The following is a 16,015-nucleotide window of genomic DNA, read 5'->3' as shown; positions in this document are numbered from 1 at the left end:
GCGGCGCGGCTTCTGCCGCGCAGACTCCTAGGGGTGCATGCCTCGTCGTTCTAACCGCGGACCAGTCGTTTTGGATTGGCTTCTCCCGGGGAGCTTCCCAGCCGTTAGAAGGTTTCGGCGCGGACCACCAGCACTGATCCCTGCCACCGCGCCCATTTCCCATCGACAGGCCGGCACATACCAGCAGTCAGGAGCCGTCCTCAGGGACCGCCGCACGCCTAGCGGGAGTCAATGCGAGTCATCCCTCATACGAATATGCCGTTGCTCACTTTTTCCGGCTGAGCGGGGCGACGTAGGATGCAACTGCCTGTGGTCAGAGCCCGTGAGGCCTAGCGATTTCCGCGCCACGGAAAACTCGAAGGATGCTGAAGTGCGTCTGGCCTGGCTTCTTTTGGTCACATCGGCCGCGGGCTTGCATCTGCAAGCTCCTCGAGCGGCAACGCCCTCGAACACACCAGTAGCCGTCGACGTAGGCCGCGCAGCCCCCGTGCCCACCCAGCTCATGGCTCGCCAAGCACGTTCGCGTGCGTGGCTGACCGGCTGCGCAACTGATGGCTCTTTTCTCCGTCGTTACTCGGACTTCAACGGCGTAGTGGTCGGCTCGGACGACGCAGCGCAGCGTGAGGCCCTAGCTCCTACCAGCGGCACCTCGGAGTGCGCTGGCACGCTGGACCCTGAACGGAGCGATGCTCGACTAGGCGAGGTAAGTATTGAATATCAAGGCGGCTCTGGAAAAGAACGTTTTGCAAGGGTAGTGGACGATCCGGTCGATCCAGGCAATAAGGTGCTGATGTTCTGGCTGCAAGATCCCAACGTGCGAGACGGCCGTGGAACGCCCAGCAAGGGGCGAGTGCAGATGGACGTCTATGACAACGTGAAGCTTCGCGAAGTCCGTATGAGCGTCCGGTTACTGGTCCCAAACGAACTTTCTGTCCTCGGTGACTATCCTGGCAACATCAATTGGTTCACGGTTTCAGAATGGTGGAACGATCCTGATTGGATTAAGAGTACTCACCCGTTCCGGATCAGTGTGAATATCGTCCGCGAGGGCTTTGGGGCAAACGCCCAACTTCGATTTGCCGTGCACGGTCAGACGAAGTTGGATGGAGAGCCATCGTGGAGCAAGACGGTGTGGGAAGAGCAAGCCAATGGCTTCGAAATTCCGTTGGGGCGCTGGATGACCTTGGACTATTATTGGAAGGAAGGCGACGCTTCCACTGGCCGGTTTCGGCTGACTGTAAGTTATGGCAAGCGCACGGTCCAACTATTCGACGTCACAAATTTCACTCACCATCCGGATGATCGTGCGCCGAAGGGACTATCGCACTTTAACCCGCTAAAGCTTTACACGTCGAAGGAACTGGTCGAATACGTGCGGTCACGCGGGCAGGCCATTAAGATTTATTGGGACGACATGGATCTTCGCTGGTGTCCGGCAGGTGCCGCACCATCAGGTTGCCTTAAACCCTGAGACTTCCTACCTACTGTGGATGACAGGAGTTCAACATATGCCAGTTTCGTTCCTAAGCCGATTCGTCGATTACAACAATCCGGCCTCTTTTGGAAGCCGGTTGCGCACCAAGCGCTCCGGTCCAATTCTCCATTTGATAGATGCAAGCTTTGCGTTGCGCGGTAGTTGCGGCATCCTAGACGTCGGCGGTACGTCTAGCTTTTGGAACATTGTGCCTAGGCAAATGCTGCGCGACCGCAACGTGCGCATCACGCTGCTTAACATCGAGAAGTCCAATGTCGAGGCTGGTGCAACGGATGTGTTCGACAGCGTTGCGGGGGACGCTTGTGATCTGTCGCAATACGAAAGCGGATCGTTTGACCTCGTCCTTTCAAACTCGGTGATCGAGCACGTCGGAATGTGGCGTAGCATGGTGGCGATGGCCACCGAGATTCGCCGCGTTGGCAAGGCGTACTACGTGCAGACACCCAACTTCTGGTTCCCCGTAGAGCCGCATTACATCTTTCCGCTCCTGCACTGGCTGCCGATGCCGTGGCGCATCCGCATCGCGATGTCAATGCCTCTGGGCAGCTGGCCGCAAGCAGGCACGGTGCACACCGCGGCCATCGCACAGCAGGCCGCCATGCTGCTCGATTGCAAAATGCTCGGAGAATTATTTCCTGATGCCGAACTTTTTCGGGAGCGCTTCTTCGGCCTAAGCAAGAGCTTAATTGCTGTCCGACGGGAACCGTTGCCAAGCCATCAAGCGCACCGCTAGAGCAGGAGGACGCGGTTCAGCGGTTCGCGGAGCGCCACCGGCTCTGGCAGGACTGAGCCCGGTCAACCTAGGGATGGCTGAGCCGCATGCGCACCCTACATTGCCGGTATTCACTGGGGAGAGGTGATGGCCAACCGCTCTTGCCTCGCACTGCTATTCCTGCTGGCGTCAATTACCTCTGGTGCTCAGGCAGCCACCATGGACGCTCGCGTCTCACTGGGTCCGCTGCAGCTCCAGCTCATGGACCTTGATTCCGGCGACGGCGTGACACCCTCTATCACGTTCCATCCCACCCGAGTAAGTACCAGCCTGACAGCGGGGATCCTGTTCTTTCCGCCGCTGTCGGTGGAAGAGGCGAACGACGCTGCGAGGTTCCAGCCCTCCCTCACGCAGGTCTCAGGGGCCGGTGTCGACGGCTCGGCGAGCATCGACGCACAAGGCAGTGCGCCGGGGACGACAGCCCAGGCCCAAGTAGCACTTCGCGACCTGACGCACACAGGCAGCTTTACGCTGTACGCCGACCTTGGCTACATCGAGTTCACGCTGACGCCGGCGACGCGCCTGGTGGTAACGGCCGCGGCAAACATCGACGCCAGCCATGCGCCTCTCGTGGCCGGCGAGGAAATGAACATCCTTGCGTTCTCCCACCTCACGCTCTACCGCAACTTCGGGGGGCAGCAGCCGAGTGGCCAGACGAACGAGCTGCAGCTGAGCACGTTCGGCTCGGCCAGTCGGGTCCTGACTGCCTCATTCGAGAACGCTACTTCGCTTGAGGAGCAGGGGGTATTTCGTGGTATCGCTTACCTTGGCGGAAGCTACGTTGCGCCGGTGCCAGAGCTCGGCACTGCTGCCCTGCTACTCGCCGGCCTGCTGGTGGTTGTGCGGCAGCGACCAACGTTCGGAGCCTGATGCCGCCGCGGCTGCCGCCGGGCCCGCGCCTGCAGGCAATCTCCCCGATGCTGCTGGGCGTGGGCACGCCCTTCTCGGACGCCGACTGGATCTTCGGCGTTAAGTACGACAGCTACCGCTTGCTGGCCAAGTGAGGCGGCGGCTCGGTGCGGCTGCAGTCGCGCAACGGCGCAGACGCAACGAAGTAGTTCCCGGAGGTTGCCGCCTCATTGGCGTGCTTGCGCGGCGGACAATGCATCGGCGCACATGCACGGGTTGCCTTACTGCCGCAAAGCCCTAAACAGGGATACCTTCTGCGCCACGACGCCCGCGGAGACCGACTCCAAACCATTTGAATTTCGCATTCAAGCGCCGATGCCCCAACGCCAGCAGCCCCACTAGCATGAGCCACGCCGGCGCCGGTTCGGGTACCGGCGACAGACTCCAACGGGCGTAGACCACGTCGTCTAGCGTTGAGGTGTCCACCGTGCTGGACAGCGCGGTCACGGTGAAGCCGATTGTGGAATGGTGGCTTTCAGCGGCAATCCCGTTGACCACTTGGCGTCGGGGATCAACCGAATTGGGCGCGACGAAATCGCAGTCGAAGACGTCCCTACAACCGAGAACCGCGCCAATGTATGGCGTCTGAACGTCGCTGATACGACCCAGCACCTCTCTTACCAGTGACCACGCAGCGTCCCGTGGCGTCGGTGAGGCCGCTGACCCAAACAGGAAGTCGCCTTGGTCGTCGCAACCGTTGAACACAGCGACGCATGATCCATCATAAAAACGCACGTCGAGCAACGTCCCTTGAACGTCCACGCTGTCAGCACCGACCAGCACATCCCCCTCAAAGATGTGAGTGAGTGCCTGGACTGGCAGGGCGGTCATGGTTATCACGCCGGCCATGCCGGCGAGGGCGACGCGAACTCGGGAAGGACAAATGGGATTCCTCATGGCCACCACCTGCGGTAGTTTGAATCTTCAGCTTAGGCGGCCCTTGCTGGCCATCAAGGTGGTGTTCATAGCCGGTGCTCGCACGCCGACTGGCTGAAGACCAAGCGCCCTGGCGACACGCCGCACGAGCGCTTCAACGCGCGGGCCTGTTGACTACTCGCTCGTGCGCACGCTTCGCAGCTCTACTGCTGAGACTGGGCCCGCCGCGCAGCCACAAGCAGCAAGGCGCCCGCGAGCATCAAGTACGCCTGCGCCGGCTCGGGTACCGCGCTTACGTACGCAACGATGCGCACGCTGTCAAGACTGGCGAACGCCGTACCGTAGTCTGCGGCCGTCCCATCCTCGCCCTCCTGGTAGAAAGCACTCACGCTGATAAAGCCGCCAAACGTCGTCTGGTTGGGCGTCCACAGCGCCGTTGCGACGAACGAATCGCCAGTGAACTCAGGCACACCCGGCACGCCGATCGCGGCGTAGCCGTTGCCGACCTGGCTCCGGTTGCCGGTGATGGTGAACTCAATCGCGTCGACCTTGAAGCCGCTCTTCGCGATGAACTCCATGCGCTTGAAAAGGAACGAGGCGCTGCCTTCGTGGTAGCCGTTGATGCCGCTGCCGCCTACTTGGCCGACCATGTTCGGCACGAACGAGAAGCCGGCGCGCGTGCCGCCAGCGATGTCCACCGCCGTCAGGTTTGGAAAATCAGCAGAGCTGCTGTACCCGTAGACGTAGCCGTCCGTGCCGTTGTACTGGGTGTCGACAATGAAATTGTCGATGCCGTTGTCCCATCGCACGGTGACAGTACTCAGCTCAAGACGGCATTCCTGAGTCTCGGTAGGGGCACACGAGAAGGCATTCGCGCCGGCGGTGAGACATGCCAGGACGACGCCTGAAACCAAGCTCTTGAGCATGATGACTCCCTGAGATTTCGCAGGCTACAGCGGCTGCGAGCATGACCTGGCCGGATAACCAGTCGAGAAATGCCTCCGGCTCTTCCACTCCTTGAGCGCACAACTGTGCACCTTGAGATTGCCGGCAAGGTCGCCGCCCCCCCCCCTGGGTAAGGGGGCAGCAAGGATTCACCTGTCGCGGGGCTTCTACGTTGGAGAAGAACCGCCGACGCCTTGCGGCTCAGTGGACTCTTGGTGTCCTAAGCTTGTGCAGTGCAGCATTATTTGCATGGATCTTGCATATCGACACGGCGTGCCGAAGAGCCCGCCGACCAGGAGGAATCATGAACGAGTTAATTGGCGTCCAGTACCTGCGAGGCATCGCGGCGCTCGCAGTGGTGTACTTTCACGTGCTGCCAAGAGCGCTTGGCAAGGCGAGCGAAGACACGTTTGCAGTCGGCCTCCTGTCGGCGGGCGTCGACGTCTTCTTCGTGCTCAGCGGCTTCATCATCTGGCTGACAACCCAACGGCCGGGCGTCACGCCGGGAGCTTGGTGGCGTACGCGCTTGATCCGGGTAGTGCCGCTCTATTGGTTCGCGCTGCTGGCAACCCTCGCCTTCAGGTTCGCCACCGGCACAGGACACATCCCGAACTTTGTTGAGGGTCTCAAGGCCTTCTTCTTCATTCCCGTGGCGCACAGCAAGGACGGGCAGTTTTATCCTTTCCTGATCCCGGGCTGGACCCTCAACTACGAGTTCTTCTTCTACATCGTTGTCGGGTGCACCCTGTTCCTCCGAAGCAGCGCACAGCGTCTGGTCGCGCTGGTGCTCGTCTTCGGCACCCTCATTGCGTTGCGGAAGTTCGCGGACACCACCAGCGCCATCCAGTTCCGAATGACGAGCCCGCTGTTCCTCGAATTTCTGGCAGGTATCGCCGTCGCGATCGTGCGCAAGCGATTCGCGAACGACACGCGTGTTCGCTTCGTCATCGGCCTCGTGAGCTTGGCGGCGGCGGTCGCCTTTGCCACCATGATCTCGCCCAAACTGTTCGACGCCGGACCGCGCACCGTGTACTTCGGTGTACCTGCCGCCTTGCTCGTCCTTGGTGTAATTTGCTTGGAGCAGCAGATCCGGCGACTTCCGGTCCGTCCGTTGAAGCTGCTCGGGGATGCCTCGTACTCGCTCTACCTCATTCACCCACTCGTCATCTGGCCCGCCGAAGCACTGCTGAGGAGAACGGTCGGCCAGTCCGCGATTGCTGAGCTCGTCGTTGTACCGGCAGCCTGCATTGCAGTTGCCATCCTTAACTTCAAGTTCGTGGAGCAGCCGATGCTTTCTGCGATGCGCTCTCGCGTCGTTGCACGGCCGGCTCTGGCCGCAGCCTGACCGAGCGATCCATCATGTCGAAGGCCGTGGCGGGCTAAAGCAGAAGCGGCTGATCCGGATCCTGCTGCGCAGGCTGCTGGCCAGGCCGAACTCACGAATGATCGCGGTCATCTTCTCCACCTGTTCGATGTGCTGCGCCCACTTGCGCTCGAAAGTCCGGCGCACCTCGCGCTCGGCCTCCGTGTAGATCAGGTCGATGCGCACCGGCCGCGTCTGCAGGAAGCGCTGCAGGCGGTGGATCGACCGGATGAAGTCGGCGAACTTGAAGCCGATGCCCAGGTAGACCACCCCTACAACTACTTCACCAGTGCGCGGCGCAGCTACGGCAGCTTGTGGGATCAGATCAACGGCGCCGGCGGCTGGGAAACCAACCCCTGGGTGTGGGTTCTGGCCTTCCAGCGAGTGGAGATGAGCTGATGGATCCGATCACGCTGACCGAAGAAGAGCTGGTCGCCCTCACCGGCTACAAGGTGGCGGCGAAGCAGCTGCGCGAGTTGCAGCGCGCAGGCTTCACGCGCGCCCGCATCGGCTCCACCGGCCGGGTTATCCTGGAGCGGGACCACTACCGCGCCGTGTGCGCCGGCTAGGTGCAGACTGAGCGCCCGCGCGTGCGCCCGGTCCTGCGCGCTGCCTGACCGAACGGAGCAACCATGACCCGAGACAAGGCCTTGCCCGAGCGTCTGCACGTCAAAGGTGGCCGCTACTACCTTGTGACGGCCGCTGGCAAGAAACGGGTCTGGCGGAAGCTCACGCGGGTCGCCGAGGGGCTGCCAGCCCTATACACGGCGCTGGCCACCGCGTTGGCTGGCAACACCGCCGATGACCGCATGCCGGCGCTGATCTCGTTGTGGCAGCGCGAGGTTGGCAGCAGACACAGGCCGAATACCCAGGCGAACAACGATAGCCGGCTGCGGGTCCTGGCCGACGCCTTCTCGGAATTTCGGGCCGGCCAGGTGGAGGCACCGGATGTTGCCGAGTTCCTGCTGCCGCTGCGCGACAAGGCGCGCACGCACAACCAGTACCGGGCGTTGATGCGCGAGCTGATGCGGTCGCCATCGAGAAAGGCATGCGACGCGACAACCCCGTGCAGGACGTGATCCGCACGATGACGGAGAAGCCGCGCACCAGATACATCACCGACAGCGAGCTGCGCCGCATCAAGGTCGGCGGGATCTACGGTGATGACGGCAAGCGCACCCGCTCGGGGCTGATGCTGGCCGCGCTGGTCGACATGGCCTACCTCACCGGCCGGGACATCGGGATGCTGCTGGCGCTGCGGTGGAGCCGTGATCCCGACGACGCGGCCGCGCCCTACGTCGGTGACGACGGCATCTTCTTCCGGCGCTCGAAGGTTGCGTCCACCACCGGCGCAGCTGTGATGATCGGTTGGACGCCGCGGCTGCTCGACGTGGTGGAGCGGCTCCGTCGGCTTCGGGCTGAGCGCATGCTGAAGAAGCGCGCCAGCCAGCGGGTGGTGACCGAGTACGTGTTCACCCTGCAGGACGGCCTGCAGTTCACGTACAGCGGTGCGTCGACGGCATGGAAGCGCGCCGTAAAGCGCGCCGGCGTGCCCGGCGTCATGTTCCGAGACCTGCGCGCGAAGGCCCTGACCGACAAGGAGCGGCTGGACGGCATGCAGGCCGCCCGGGACATGGGCCAGCACTCGACCGACAGCCAAACCGCGGACTACGTTCGGCTGCGTTCCGGGCGGTCCACGAAGGCCACCCGTTAGAAGGTTTGGCCCAGGTTAGAAGGATGCTGCATTTCGCAGCGCCCGCGCAAAAAGCAAAAAGCCGTCGCAAGCGACGGCTTCAGCTACATGGTCGGGGCGACACGATTCGAACGTGCGACCTACTGCTCCCAAAGCAGACGCGCTACCAGGCTGCGCTACGCCCCGACTGAGAACCGCGGATTGTAGCCCGGGTGCGTGGGGTCACAGGCTGGCCGGCTCGGTGGGGGGCGGCAGCTGCAGCTGTCGCGCCACCGCGATGCATTGCTCGATGTGCTGGGCGCACACATAACGCAGCATCGTGAAGGTGAGCGCGGCCGACACCGCTTGTCCGGCGATCGGCACGTACTTGGCGGCCTGCTGGGTGGTCAGGCGCACGCCCACCATCTTCAGCAGCCGCACCACCACGTCGCGCGTCACCAGCTTGCCCACCAGCATGCCGCCCCCGGCCGACATGGCCTTGTAGACCACCAGCCGGCGGTCCGGCGCCAGCCGCTCGATCTGCTCGGGCGTCAGGCCGAAGATCTCGTTGATCTCGGGCAGCAGCTTCACCAGCATGCCCACGTCGGTCAGCATGTCCAGCCCGGGGATGGGCACGGCGGCCACACCGGCCGCCACCGCCGCGCGCTTGTTCACCAGGCGCCGCGCCGCGCGCGCGGCCGTTTCCAGCTGCTGCGGGGTGGAAGGCACCACCACCCAGGCATTCGGCTCTTGTCTGGACAACTTGGGCTTGATCATCTTCATGCCTGCTGCTGCTGCGGCAGCACCACGATGCCGTCCTCGTCCGCATACAACCACTCCCCAGGACGCACCCACACGCCCTGCAGCTGCACCGGCAGGTCCACCAGGCCTTCAGCGCGGCGCTCGGTGGGCAGCGGCACCAGCGCCAGCGCGCGGATGCCCAGCGGCAGCGGCCGCAGCTCGGCCACGTCGCGCACGCAGCCATCGATGACCACGCCGGCCCAGCCATTGCGGGCCGCGGCGGCGCCCAGGTTGCCGCCCAGCAGCGCCCGCCGCAGCGATCCGCCGCCGGCCACCACCAGCACCCGGCCCTGGCCCGGCGATTCCACCGCGGCCTTGACCGGCGTGTTGTCCTCGAAGCACTGCACGGTGGCCACCGGTCCGAAGAAGGCGGCGCGGCCGCCATAGTCATGGAACACCGGGGGCAGCACCCGCAGCGCCCCGGTGGTGTCGGCCTTGTAGCGGTCACACAGATCGCAGGTCGGGATCATTCAGGCGTTCTCCACTTTGACGAGCGGGGGTCGGATGTTCTCGCGCCGCGCCGGCAGCATCGGATGGTGCTCCCGCGCGACGTTGAGGATGATGGAGGTGGAGGTCTCGGTCATCAGGCAGAAGCGCGTGACGACCGCGTCCAGGTGCGCCACGTCGATCACCGCGATCTGCAGGATCCAGCTGTCCTCGCCGGTGACGTTGTAGGCGTCGATGACCTCGGGCGTCTCCTGGATCAGCCGCACCACGCGGGCGTATTCGGCACGGCCCACGCGGATGATGGCGCGGATGCCGTAGCCCAGCGCGCCCACGTTGACGCTGGCGCGGTAGCCGGTGATGACGCCGGCCGCCTCCAGCTTGCGCACGCGCTCGCTGACCGCGGGCTGCGACAGGTGCACGCGCCGGCCCAGCTCGGCCATGGTCAGGCGTGCATCGGCCTGCAGCTCGGCCAGGATGCGGGTGTCGTAGCCATCGAGCGCCGATCCGGCGCTGAGGGTGGCAGGCGGCGTGGCGATTCCCATTTTCAAAGCCTAGCACGCACAAGACGATGAATTGCAAGGCTTGGCAACGGCAAGACCTTGCTTCCCCTCTCGAAGCTCCGCAGCCCGGCTCCTAACATTTGCGCCATGACGACCACTGCCCGCGCCTGTTCCGGCGGCTCCATGCTGTCACCGCTCATCCTGGCCTGCCTGCTTGCCACCTGGCTGGTCTGGGGCTCCACCTACCTGGCCATCAAGTACGCGCTGATCAGCTTTCCGCCCTTCTTCCAGATGGGCACCCGCTTCCTGGCGGCCGGCGGCCTGCTGATGGCCTGGATGGCCTGGCGTGGCGCGCCGATGCCGCAGCCACGCCAATGGCGCAATGCGCTGGTGGTGGGCGCGCTGATGCTGGGAGGCGGCATGGGCGGCACCGCGGTGGCCGAGACCACCGTGGGCTCCGGCCTGGTGGTGGCCTTCATCGCGGTGGTGCCGTTGATGATCGCGCTGGTGAACCTGCTGTTCGGCGTGCGGCCGCGGGCGTCGGAAGCCGCCGGCATCGCGGTCGGCCTGGTCGGCGTGCTGATGCTCACGCAGGGCCAGGGCTTCCAGGCCTCGCCCGGCGGGCTGCTGGCCATGTGCATCGCCTGCGGGAGCTGGTCGGTGGGCAGCGTGCTCAGCCAGCGCAGCCTGCCGCTGGCGCCCGGCGCGATGGGTTTCGCCAGCGAGATGCTGTGCGGCGGCGTGGTGCTGATGGGCCTGGCCTGGATCAGCGGCGAGACGCCGCAATGGCCGCCCGCCACCGCGGCCTCGGCGGCCTGGCTGTACCTGGTGGTGGCCGGCTCGCTGATCGCCTTCAATGCCTACATGGTGCTGCTGGCGCGGGCGCCGGCCGGGCTGGCCTCCAGCTACACCTTCGTCAACCCGGTGATCGCGATGCTGCTGGGCGTGCTGATCGCGGGCGAGCAGGTCACCGGCTTCGAATGGGCGGCGGTGTCGGTGGTGCTGGCCGGCGTGGTGCTGCTGATGTGGAAGCCGGCGGCACGCTGAAGCGGGCCGCCACCCCCGCCGCGGGCCGGCTCAGCGTTCGGTCCAGGCCTTGCGGAAGCTGTCGGCCAGCGGCTGCAGCAGGTAGCCCAGGAAGGTGCGCTCGCCGGTGCGGATGAAGATGTCGGCCTGCATGCCGGGCTGCACCCGCTCGCCCTGCAGCCGGGCCAGCTCGGCCGGCGGCACTTCCACCCGCACCATGAAGTAGGTCTGTTCGGTGCGGTTGTCCTGCGCGGCATCGGCGGCCACGTAGCTCACGCTGCCGTTCAGCTCGGGCGTGGTGCGCTGGTTGAAGGCATGCAGCTTGATGCCGGTGGACTGGCCGAGCTGCACGCGGTCGATGTCGGCCGGCAGCACCCGGGCCTCCACCAGCAGGCGGTCGGCGCTGGGCACGATCTCCATCAGCACCTCGCCCGGGCCGATGACGCCGCCGGGCGTGTGCACGTTCAGCCCGGTGATGGTGCCGGCCACCGGCGCGCGCAACTCGGTGAGTTCCAGCGTGCGGCGGGTGGCGCTTTCGCGCTCCAGCAGCTCGAAGCTCTCGCCCTGCACCTTCTTCAGCTCCTGCGCCACCTCCTCCTGGAAGGTCTTGCGCACCTGGAACTTCTTCAGCTCGCGCTCGCTGATGGCCGTGCGGGTGGAGGCGATGCGCGAACCCAGCTCCTCCTGCTCGCCACGCAGCTTGGCGATGTCACGCTCCAGCGAACGCAGGCGGGTCTTTTCCACCATGCCCACCGCGTCCAGCTCGCGCAGGCCGGCCAGGTCGCCTTCGATGCTCTCGCGCTGTTCCTGCTTGGCGCGGCGCTGCGACTCCAGCCCGGTGATCTCGCTGCGCAGCGCGCCGATCTGCTGGTCGAGGATGCCCAGCTCGCCGCTGCGCGCATTGCGCCGCGCGGCGAACAGCGTCTGCTGCGCACGCAGGGTCTCGGCCACCTGCGGCTCCGCGGCGCGGTCCAGCAGCGCCTGCGGAAACCGGATGGCCGGCAGCTCGTCGCGCTCGGCCACCAGGCGGGCCTCGGTGGCCAGCGCGATGTCGCGGCCGCCGGTGACCACGCCGTGCGCGGCGCCGGCGCGCGTCTCGTCCAGCCGCACCAGTACGTCGCCGGCCTGCACCCGGCTGCCATCCTGCACCGCGATCTCCTTGATGACGCCGCCCTCGGGGTGCTGGATCTTCTTGCGGCTGCTGTCCACCTTCACAGCGCCGGCGGCAACCACCGCCGAGGCCAGCGGCGCCAGCGTGCTCCAGGCCACCGACAGGCCCACCGTCAATGCCAGCACCAGCAGACCGATGAGCGTCCAGCGCCGGCTGTCGGCCGCGGCGCGGGCCTCGCCCACCACCAGCCCGGCCATCGCCTGCTGCCTGGCCATTGCATCAACCATGGGCCACTCCCAGTGCACCGAGGTCGCGGCCCTCGGGCTGTGCCATCACGCGGCGGGTGATGGCCGGCATCACCTCGGCCGTCGGGCCCAGGCTGGCGATGCGGCCGTCCACCACCACCATCAGCTGGTCGGTGCCGGCCAGCAGCGCCGGCCGGTGGGCGATGACCACCACCGTGCGGCCAGCCGCCTTCAATGCCTCCATCGCCTGGCGCACCGCGGCCTCGCCTTCCGCATCCAGGTTGGAGGTGGGCTCGTCCAGCACCACCAGCGCGGGCTGGCCGTAGAAGGCCCGCGCCAGGCCGATGCGCTGGCGCTGGCCGCCCGACAGGTTGGCCCCGGCGGGGCCGATGGGCGTGTCGTAGCCCTGCGGCAGCGTGAGGATCATCGCGTGCGCGCCGGCCAGGCGGGCCGCCTCCACCACCTGCTCGGGGTCGGGTTCGCCGAAACGGGCGATGTTGGACGCCACCGTGCCGGGAAACAGCTCGATGTCCTGCGGCAGGTAGCCCAGCGCGGGGCCCACGTCCTCGCGCCGCCAGGCGGCGATGTCCACGCCGTCCAGCCGCACCACGCCCACGCCGGGCCGCCACACGCCCATGGCCAGCCGCGCCAGCGTGGACTTGCCGGCCGCGCTGGGCCCTGTGATGCCCAGGCACACGCCCGGCGCCACGCGGAACTGCAGGCCCTGGACGGTGAAATGCCGCGCCTCGGGCGGGCCGGCGGACACGCCGTCGAACACCAGCTCGCCCGTCGGCCGCGGCAGCGGCATGGCGGGCCGCTCGTCGGCCACCGCCTGCAGGTCCTGCGACAGCCGGCGATAGGCCTCGCGCGCGCCGAGGAAGCCGCGCCAGCCGCCGATGGCCGACTCCAGCGGCGCCAGCGCGCGGCCCATCACGATGGACGACGCGATCATCACGCCGGCGGTGCTCTGCTGCAGGATGACCAGCCAGGCGCCCACCGCCAGGATGGCCACCTGCAGGAACAGCCGGAAGGCCTTGGCCACGCCGGCCACGTTGGCCGCCTCGTCACTGGCCAGGCCCTGCAGGCCCAGCGCATAGTCGTGCCGCAGCCGCCAGACCCGCGACAGCGCCGGCACCATGCCCATGGCCTGCACCACCTCCGCATTGCGGCCCGACAGCTCGGCAAACTGCGCACTGGCCGACATTTCCTGCCCCGCCTCGGTCAGCGGGCGGCGCGTGGCGCGCTCGTTCCACAGGCCCAGGCCCAGCAGCAGCACGCCGCCGGCCAGTGCCACATGGCCCAGCCACGGATGCAGCAGGTACACCAGGCCGATGTAGACCGGCATCCAGGGCGCGTCCAGCAGGCTGAGCGTGGTGGGGCCGGCGAAGAAGTTGCGCAGCTGGTCGAGGTCGCGCAGCGGTTGCGCGGTGCGGCCACCCTGCAGCGTGCGCCGGAACACCAGGCCCGACAGCTGGGCGTCGAAGCGCACGCCCATGCGCACCAGCAGCCGCGAGCGCACCACCTCCAGCAGCGCCAGCGTGGCCAGGCAGCCGGCGGCGAACAACGTGAGGTACAGCAACGTGGGCAGGCTGCGCGAGGCCAGCACCCGGTCGTACACCTGCAGCATGTACAGCGACGAGGTGAGCGCCAGCAGGTTGATGAAGAAGCTGAAGAAGGCCACCGACCACAGCGTGCGGCGCACGATCTGCAGCGCCCGGTGCAGGGCGCTGTCGGAGGCGGCGGGTGCGGGGCCCGGGGCGCGGGAGGAGGTCATCGGCGGCGGTGTTGGCGTGGCGGGAACGACGGGGCGATGGGGATGGCGAGGAGGATCGCGAAGGGGACGGCGGCGGGATGCGGCGCAGCCCGTCACGGCGCGGGCACGGCGCTGCGGGGCGCACCCCGCGGCCGCCCTGCCCTGCCCGGTTTGCCCACCGGCGCTGGCTTCAGCCGACGCGCGTCCTGCGGCTGGCGGCCACCGCGCCCAGGCCCGCCAGCAGCGCCAGCGCCAGCGAGGCCGGCTCGGGCACGCCGGTGGGCGGCTCGGCGGCCAGCAGCTCGAAGGCCTGGCTGCCGCTGGTGGGGCTGCCGTCCTGCCAGAACCACTCCACGTCCGGCGACGCATTCACCAGCGTCAGCGTGTGGCCGCCGGCGGCCAGGTTGAAGTCGGCCACGTCCAGCAGGTAGCGCAACAGGCCGTTGCTGCCCACGGCGGTGCTGCTCAGGCTGCCGCTGCGCAGTGCACCGTCCAGCCGCACCTCGAAGCTGTCGAAGGCCGGCCCCTGCGAATTGGCGCCGTGGAAGCCCCACCAGACGATCGCGTCCAGGGTGCCAGCGGCGCTGACCAGGTTGTTGGTGAAGCTACCGGCGCTGTCGTCGGCCTGCACGCCGCCCAGGGTGCCGCCGGGCGGGCTGCTGAACAGCGGCGCGGCAGTGGCCGGGCCCAGCGCGCAGGCGCCGGCCAGCACCAGCGCCGCGGCCACCACCCGCTGCACGCACTTGTCTTGGTTGAACATCGTTTCCTCCTTCTGTTGATGAAATCAGGGCGCCGGCTCCTGCAGCACGCCCAGCACCGGGAACTCGAACTCGATCCAATCCAGCATGAAATCGCTGCCGTGCTGCGCGCCATTGGCATCCGGCCCGGCGGCGGCCGCAAATCCGCCGCTGGCATCGGCATAGGCCCCGAACTCGAAGCTGTCGCCTTGCCATGCGCCGGCGCTCAGCTCCAGCGCATGGAAGCCGGCGGCCGCCTCCAGGCTGAGCTGCAACGTGCCCTGCGCATTGACGGCGGTGAAGGCCCGCTCGGCCACCACCTGGTTGTCGGCGTCGAGCAGCCGCAGCCGGCCGGCCTCGAACAGCAGGCCGCCGTCGTCCTGCAGGAAGAAGCGCGACAGCGCCAGGTCCACCTGCGTGGCCTCGCGGTCCAGCTCCACCCGCAGCACCTCGCGGCCGTCGATCTCCTGGCGCACGCTGCTGCTGGCCACCGACTGCCCGCTCACGCCCAGGTCGCCCTGGTAGATGTCGCCGCCGGCCAGGCCCTGCGGGCTCACGCCGTGCAGGCTCACGCTGCTGAAGGCGGTGCCGTCGTCGGTGGCGTCGGCCTTATGCAGCAGGGTCAGGTCGGCATGGCTCCAGGCCGCCGCCCACTGGCCGCCGGTGCCGGTCTGGCGCACCGGGGCGTCGCCGATGCGCACCGTCTCCACCGGCGCCGGCTGCACCTCGATCTCGACGCGGGCGGTGTCCAGGCCGCCCTCGCCATCGCTGACCACGTAGCTGAAGGCGGTGCTGCCGCTAAAGCCGGCCGTGGGCTCGAAGCGGTAGCCCACGCCGTCCACCCGCGTCAGCGTGCCGGCCAGGCCGGTGGTGTCCACCGAGGCGATGGCCAGGGGATGGCCATCGGCATCAACGTCGTTGGCCAGCAGTTGCGCGAAGGTGATGACCACCGGCTGGCCGGCCGCGGCCGCCACGCTGTCGTCGCCGGCCACCGGTAGCGTGTTGTCCACCGGCTGGGTGCCCACGGTCACCGCCAGGCGGGCTGCATCGGCATGGCTGCCGTCCTCGTCCACCACCGTCACCGCGATGTTGCGGCTGCCTGTGCTGGCATAGGTGTGGCTCACGTCGCCGGCGCTGTTGACCGTCTGCGTGCTGCCATCGCCCCAGTCGATGACGTAGGCCTGCACGGTGTCGGTACCGGGGTCGGCCACGGCGCCCAGCGTCAGCACGTACGGCTGGCCGGCGGTGGCCGCCGTGGCGCCGGTGAGCGCAAGCAGCGGCGCGACGTTGTTGACGTTGACCGCCTGCGTGCGGGTCGTCAAGCCGCCGTCACCGTCGTTGGCGGTGACGCTGATGGTGCGGG

The 16,015-nt window shown here is 67.0% G+C and carries 20 protein-coding genes and 1 tRNA gene; 10 read left to right on the top strand and 11 right to left on the bottom strand.

The window, feature by feature from the left end; genetic code table 11:
* The first annotated feature begins 487 nt into the window (after positions 1–487).
* From VO99_RS30635 to VO99_RS31770, 4 genes are all read left to right on the top strand, one after another.
* The gene (locus VO99_RS30635; RefSeq protein WP_157039826.1) at positions 488–1,471 is read left to right on the top strand and encodes a hypothetical protein; all 984 of its coding nucleotides are present in this window, start codon (positions 488–490) and stop codon (positions 1,469–1,471) included.
* A gap of 37 nt (positions 1,472–1,508) precedes the next feature.
* Complete coding sequence (locus VO99_RS26945) at positions 1,509–2,228, top strand: methyltransferase domain-containing protein (protein WP_046116059.1); 720 nt, start codon at positions 1,509–1,511, stop codon at positions 2,226–2,228.
* Positions 2,229–2,354: 126 nt separating this feature from the next.
* Positions 2,355–3,137: a hypothetical protein gene (locus VO99_RS26940; protein WP_157039825.1), complete on the top strand. Its 783-nt coding sequence runs from the start codon at positions 2,355–2,357 to the stop codon at positions 3,135–3,137.
* Positions 3,137–3,271 (top strand): hypothetical protein, encoded by a 135-nt coding sequence (locus VO99_RS31770; protein WP_259374807.1) that lies wholly within the window; start codon positions 3,137–3,139, stop codon positions 3,269–3,271. Before VO99_RS26940 ends, VO99_RS31770 begins: the two co-directional genes overlap by 1 nt.
* Positions 3,272–3,413: 142 nt before the next feature.
* Here the strand turns inward: VO99_RS31770 and VO99_RS30630 are convergent, their stop codons facing one another.
* Both VO99_RS30630 and VO99_RS26935 read right to left on the bottom strand, forming a co-directional pair.
* Positions 3,414–4,007, bottom strand: a complete 594-nt coding sequence (locus tag VO99_RS30630; RefSeq protein ID WP_198157095.1) for a PEP-CTERM sorting domain-containing protein — start codon at positions 4,005–4,007, stop codon at positions 3,414–3,416.
* A gap of 248 nt (positions 4,008–4,255) precedes the next feature.
* On the bottom strand, positions 4,256–4,978 hold the full coding sequence (locus VO99_RS26935) for a hypothetical protein (RefSeq protein ID WP_157039823.1): 723 nt from the start codon (positions 4,976–4,978) through the stop codon (positions 4,256–4,258).
* A 323-nt stretch (positions 4,979–5,301) separates the two neighbouring features.
* Between VO99_RS26935 and VO99_RS26930 the strand changes: the two genes are divergently transcribed.
* Positions 5,302–6,342: an acyltransferase family protein gene (locus VO99_RS26930; protein WP_046116056.1), complete on the top strand. Its 1,041-nt coding sequence runs from the start codon at positions 5,302–5,304 to the stop codon at positions 6,340–6,342.
* Positions 6,343–6,354: 12 nt separating this feature from the next.
* Here the strand turns inward: VO99_RS26930 and VO99_RS26925 are convergent, their stop codons facing one another.
* Positions 6,355–6,546 carry a hypothetical protein gene (locus tag VO99_RS26925; RefSeq protein ID WP_198157094.1) on the bottom strand — a complete coding sequence of 64 codons (192 nt, stop codon included), beginning with the start codon at positions 6,544–6,546 and terminating at the stop codon, positions 6,355–6,357.
* Positions 6,547–6,576: 30 nt separating this feature from the next.
* On the opposite strand from VO99_RS26925, the gene VO99_RS31060 reads away from it, so the two are divergent.
* The 4 genes from VO99_RS31060 (at position 6,577) to VO99_RS31620 (ending at position 8,074) form a co-directional block, all read left to right on the top strand.
* Positions 6,577–6,759, top strand: a complete 183-nt coding sequence (locus tag VO99_RS31060; RefSeq protein ID WP_198157093.1) for a hypothetical protein — start codon at positions 6,577–6,579, stop codon at positions 6,757–6,759.
* Positions 6,759–6,929: a DUF4224 domain-containing protein gene (locus VO99_RS29920; RefSeq protein WP_083440982.1), complete on the top strand. Its 171-nt coding sequence runs from the start codon at positions 6,759–6,761 to the stop codon at positions 6,927–6,929. Before VO99_RS31060 ends, VO99_RS29920 begins: the two co-directional genes overlap by 1 nt.
* Positions 6,930–6,992: 63 nt before the next feature.
* Positions 6,993–7,439 carry a hypothetical protein gene (locus VO99_RS31625; protein WP_052736668.1) on the top strand — a complete coding sequence of 149 codons (447 nt, stop codon included), beginning with the start codon at positions 6,993–6,995 and terminating at the stop codon, positions 7,437–7,439.
* A complete protein-coding gene (locus VO99_RS31620) occupies positions 7,409–8,074 on the top strand; it encodes a site-specific integrase (protein WP_052736667.1) in 666 nt (221 codons plus the stop codon). Before VO99_RS31625 ends, VO99_RS31620 begins: the two co-directional genes overlap by 31 nt.
* Positions 8,075–8,162: 88 nt before the next feature.
* Here the strand turns inward: VO99_RS31620 and VO99_RS26915 are convergent.
* From VO99_RS26915 to VO99_RS26900, 4 genes are all read right to left on the bottom strand, one after another.
* Positions 8,163–8,239, bottom strand: a tRNA-Pro gene (locus tag VO99_RS26915).
* A gap of 36 nt (positions 8,240–8,275) precedes the next feature.
* Positions 8,276–8,815 carry a DUF697 domain-containing protein gene (locus VO99_RS26910; RefSeq protein ID WP_232315589.1) on the bottom strand — a complete coding sequence of 180 codons (540 nt, stop codon included), beginning with the start codon at positions 8,813–8,815 and terminating at the stop codon, positions 8,276–8,278.
* Positions 8,812–9,303: a ribonuclease E activity regulator RraA gene (gene rraA, locus VO99_RS26905; RefSeq protein WP_046116054.1), complete on the bottom strand. Its 492-nt coding sequence runs from the start codon at positions 9,301–9,303 to the stop codon at positions 8,812–8,814. Before rraA ends, VO99_RS26910 begins: the two co-directional genes overlap by 4 nt.
* Entirely contained in the window at positions 9,304–9,822 is a 519-nt protein-coding gene (locus VO99_RS26900) for an Lrp/AsnC family transcriptional regulator (RefSeq protein WP_046116053.1), read from the bottom strand. It lies immediately after the preceding gene.
* Positions 9,823–9,927: 105 nt separating this feature from the next.
* Between VO99_RS26900 and yedA the strand changes: the two genes are divergently transcribed.
* Positions 9,928–10,827 (top strand): drug/metabolite exporter YedA, encoded by a 900-nt coding sequence (gene yedA, locus VO99_RS26895; protein WP_046116052.1) that lies wholly within the window; start codon positions 9,928–9,930, stop codon positions 10,825–10,827.
* A gap of 30 nt (positions 10,828–10,857) precedes the next feature.
* Here yedA and VO99_RS26890 read toward each other — a convergent pair whose 3' ends face one another.
* The 4 genes from VO99_RS26890 to VO99_RS31055 all read right to left on the bottom strand — a co-directional run.
* Positions 10,858–12,204 carry an HlyD family type I secretion periplasmic adaptor subunit gene (locus VO99_RS26890; protein ID WP_157039822.1) on the bottom strand — a complete coding sequence of 449 codons (1,347 nt, stop codon included), beginning with the start codon at positions 12,202–12,204 and terminating at the stop codon, positions 10,858–10,860.
* A complete protein-coding gene (locus VO99_RS26885) occupies positions 12,197–13,936 on the bottom strand; it encodes a type I secretion system permease/ATPase (RefSeq protein WP_052736665.1) in 1,740 nt (579 codons plus the stop codon). The genes VO99_RS26890 and VO99_RS26885 overlap by 8 nt, the downstream gene beginning before the upstream one ends.
* A gap of 169 nt (positions 13,937–14,105) precedes the next feature.
* On the bottom strand, positions 14,106–14,675 hold the full coding sequence (locus VO99_RS26880) for a PEP-CTERM domain protein (RefSeq protein ID WP_046116051.1): 570 nt from the start codon (positions 14,673–14,675) through the stop codon (positions 14,106–14,108).
* Positions 14,676–14,699: 24 nt separating this feature from the next.
* On the bottom strand, positions 14,700–16,015 hold a 1,316-nt coding region (locus tag VO99_RS31055; RefSeq protein ID WP_046116050.1), incomplete at its 5' end, for an Ig-like domain-containing protein.

The sequence above is a fragment of the Aquincola tertiaricarbonis genome (assembly GCF_000969605.1).
GTDB classification, from domain to species: Bacteria; Pseudomonadota; Gammaproteobacteria; order Burkholderiales; family Burkholderiaceae_C; genus Aquincola; species Aquincola tertiaricarbonis.
The sequence above is the reverse complement of the archived record's forward strand: the minus strand, read 5'-3'. Positions and strand labels throughout refer to the sequence as shown.

What these genes read in the sequence shown, in the direction of transcription:
- VO99_RS26945 (WP_046116059.1), top strand. Translation starts at nt 1,509, where the DNA reads ATGCCAGTTTCGTTCCTAAGCCGATTCGTCGATTACAACAATCCGGCC.
- VO99_RS26940 (WP_157039825.1), top strand. Translation starts at nt 2,355, where the DNA reads ATGGCCAACCGCTCTTGCCTCGCACTGCTATTCCTGCTGGCGTCAATT.
- VO99_RS31770 (WP_259374807.1), top strand. Translation starts at nt 3,137, where the DNA reads ATGCCGCCGCGGCTGCCGCCGGGCCCGCGCCTGCAGGCAATCTCCCCG.
- VO99_RS30630 (WP_198157095.1), bottom strand. Translation starts at nt 4,007, where the DNA reads ATGACCGCCCTGCCAGTCCAGGCACTCACTCACATCTTTGAGGGGGAT.
- VO99_RS26935 (WP_157039823.1), bottom strand. Translation starts at nt 4,978, where the DNA reads ATGCTCAAGAGCTTGGTTTCAGGCGTCGTCCTGGCATGTCTCACCGCC.
- VO99_RS26930 (WP_046116056.1), top strand. Translation starts at nt 5,302, where the DNA reads ATGAACGAGTTAATTGGCGTCCAGTACCTGCGAGGCATCGCGGCGCTC.
- VO99_RS29920 (WP_083440982.1), top strand. Translation starts at nt 6,759, where the DNA reads ATGGATCCGATCACGCTGACCGAAGAAGAGCTGGTCGCCCTCACCGGC.
- VO99_RS31625 (WP_052736668.1), top strand. Translation starts at nt 6,993, where the DNA reads ATGACCCGAGACAAGGCCTTGCCCGAGCGTCTGCACGTCAAAGGTGGC.
- VO99_RS31620 (WP_052736667.1), top strand. Translation starts at nt 7,409, where the DNA reads ATGCGACGCGACAACCCCGTGCAGGACGTGATCCGCACGATGACGGAG.
- VO99_RS26910 (WP_232315589.1), bottom strand. Translation starts at nt 8,815, where the DNA reads ATGAAGATGATCAAGCCCAAGTTGTCCAGACAAGAGCCGAATGCCTGG.
- rraA (WP_046116054.1), bottom strand. Translation starts at nt 9,303, where the DNA reads ATGATCCCGACCTGCGATCTGTGTGACCGCTACAAGGCCGACACCACC.
- VO99_RS26900 (WP_046116053.1), bottom strand. Translation starts at nt 9,822, where the DNA reads ATGGGAATCGCCACGCCGCCTGCCACCCTCAGCGCCGGATCGGCGCTC.
- yedA (WP_046116052.1), top strand. Translation starts at nt 9,928, where the DNA reads ATGACGACCACTGCCCGCGCCTGTTCCGGCGGCTCCATGCTGTCACCG.
- VO99_RS26890 (WP_157039822.1), bottom strand. Translation starts at nt 12,204, where the DNA reads ATGGTTGATGCAATGGCCAGGCAGCAGGCGATGGCCGGGCTGGTGGTG.
- VO99_RS26885 (WP_052736665.1), bottom strand. Translation starts at nt 13,936, where the DNA reads ATGACCTCCTCCCGCGCCCCGGGCCCCGCACCCGCCGCCTCCGACAGC.
- VO99_RS26880 (WP_046116051.1), bottom strand. Translation starts at nt 14,675, where the DNA reads ATGTTCAACCAAGACAAGTGCGTGCAGCGGGTGGTGGCCGCGGCGCTG.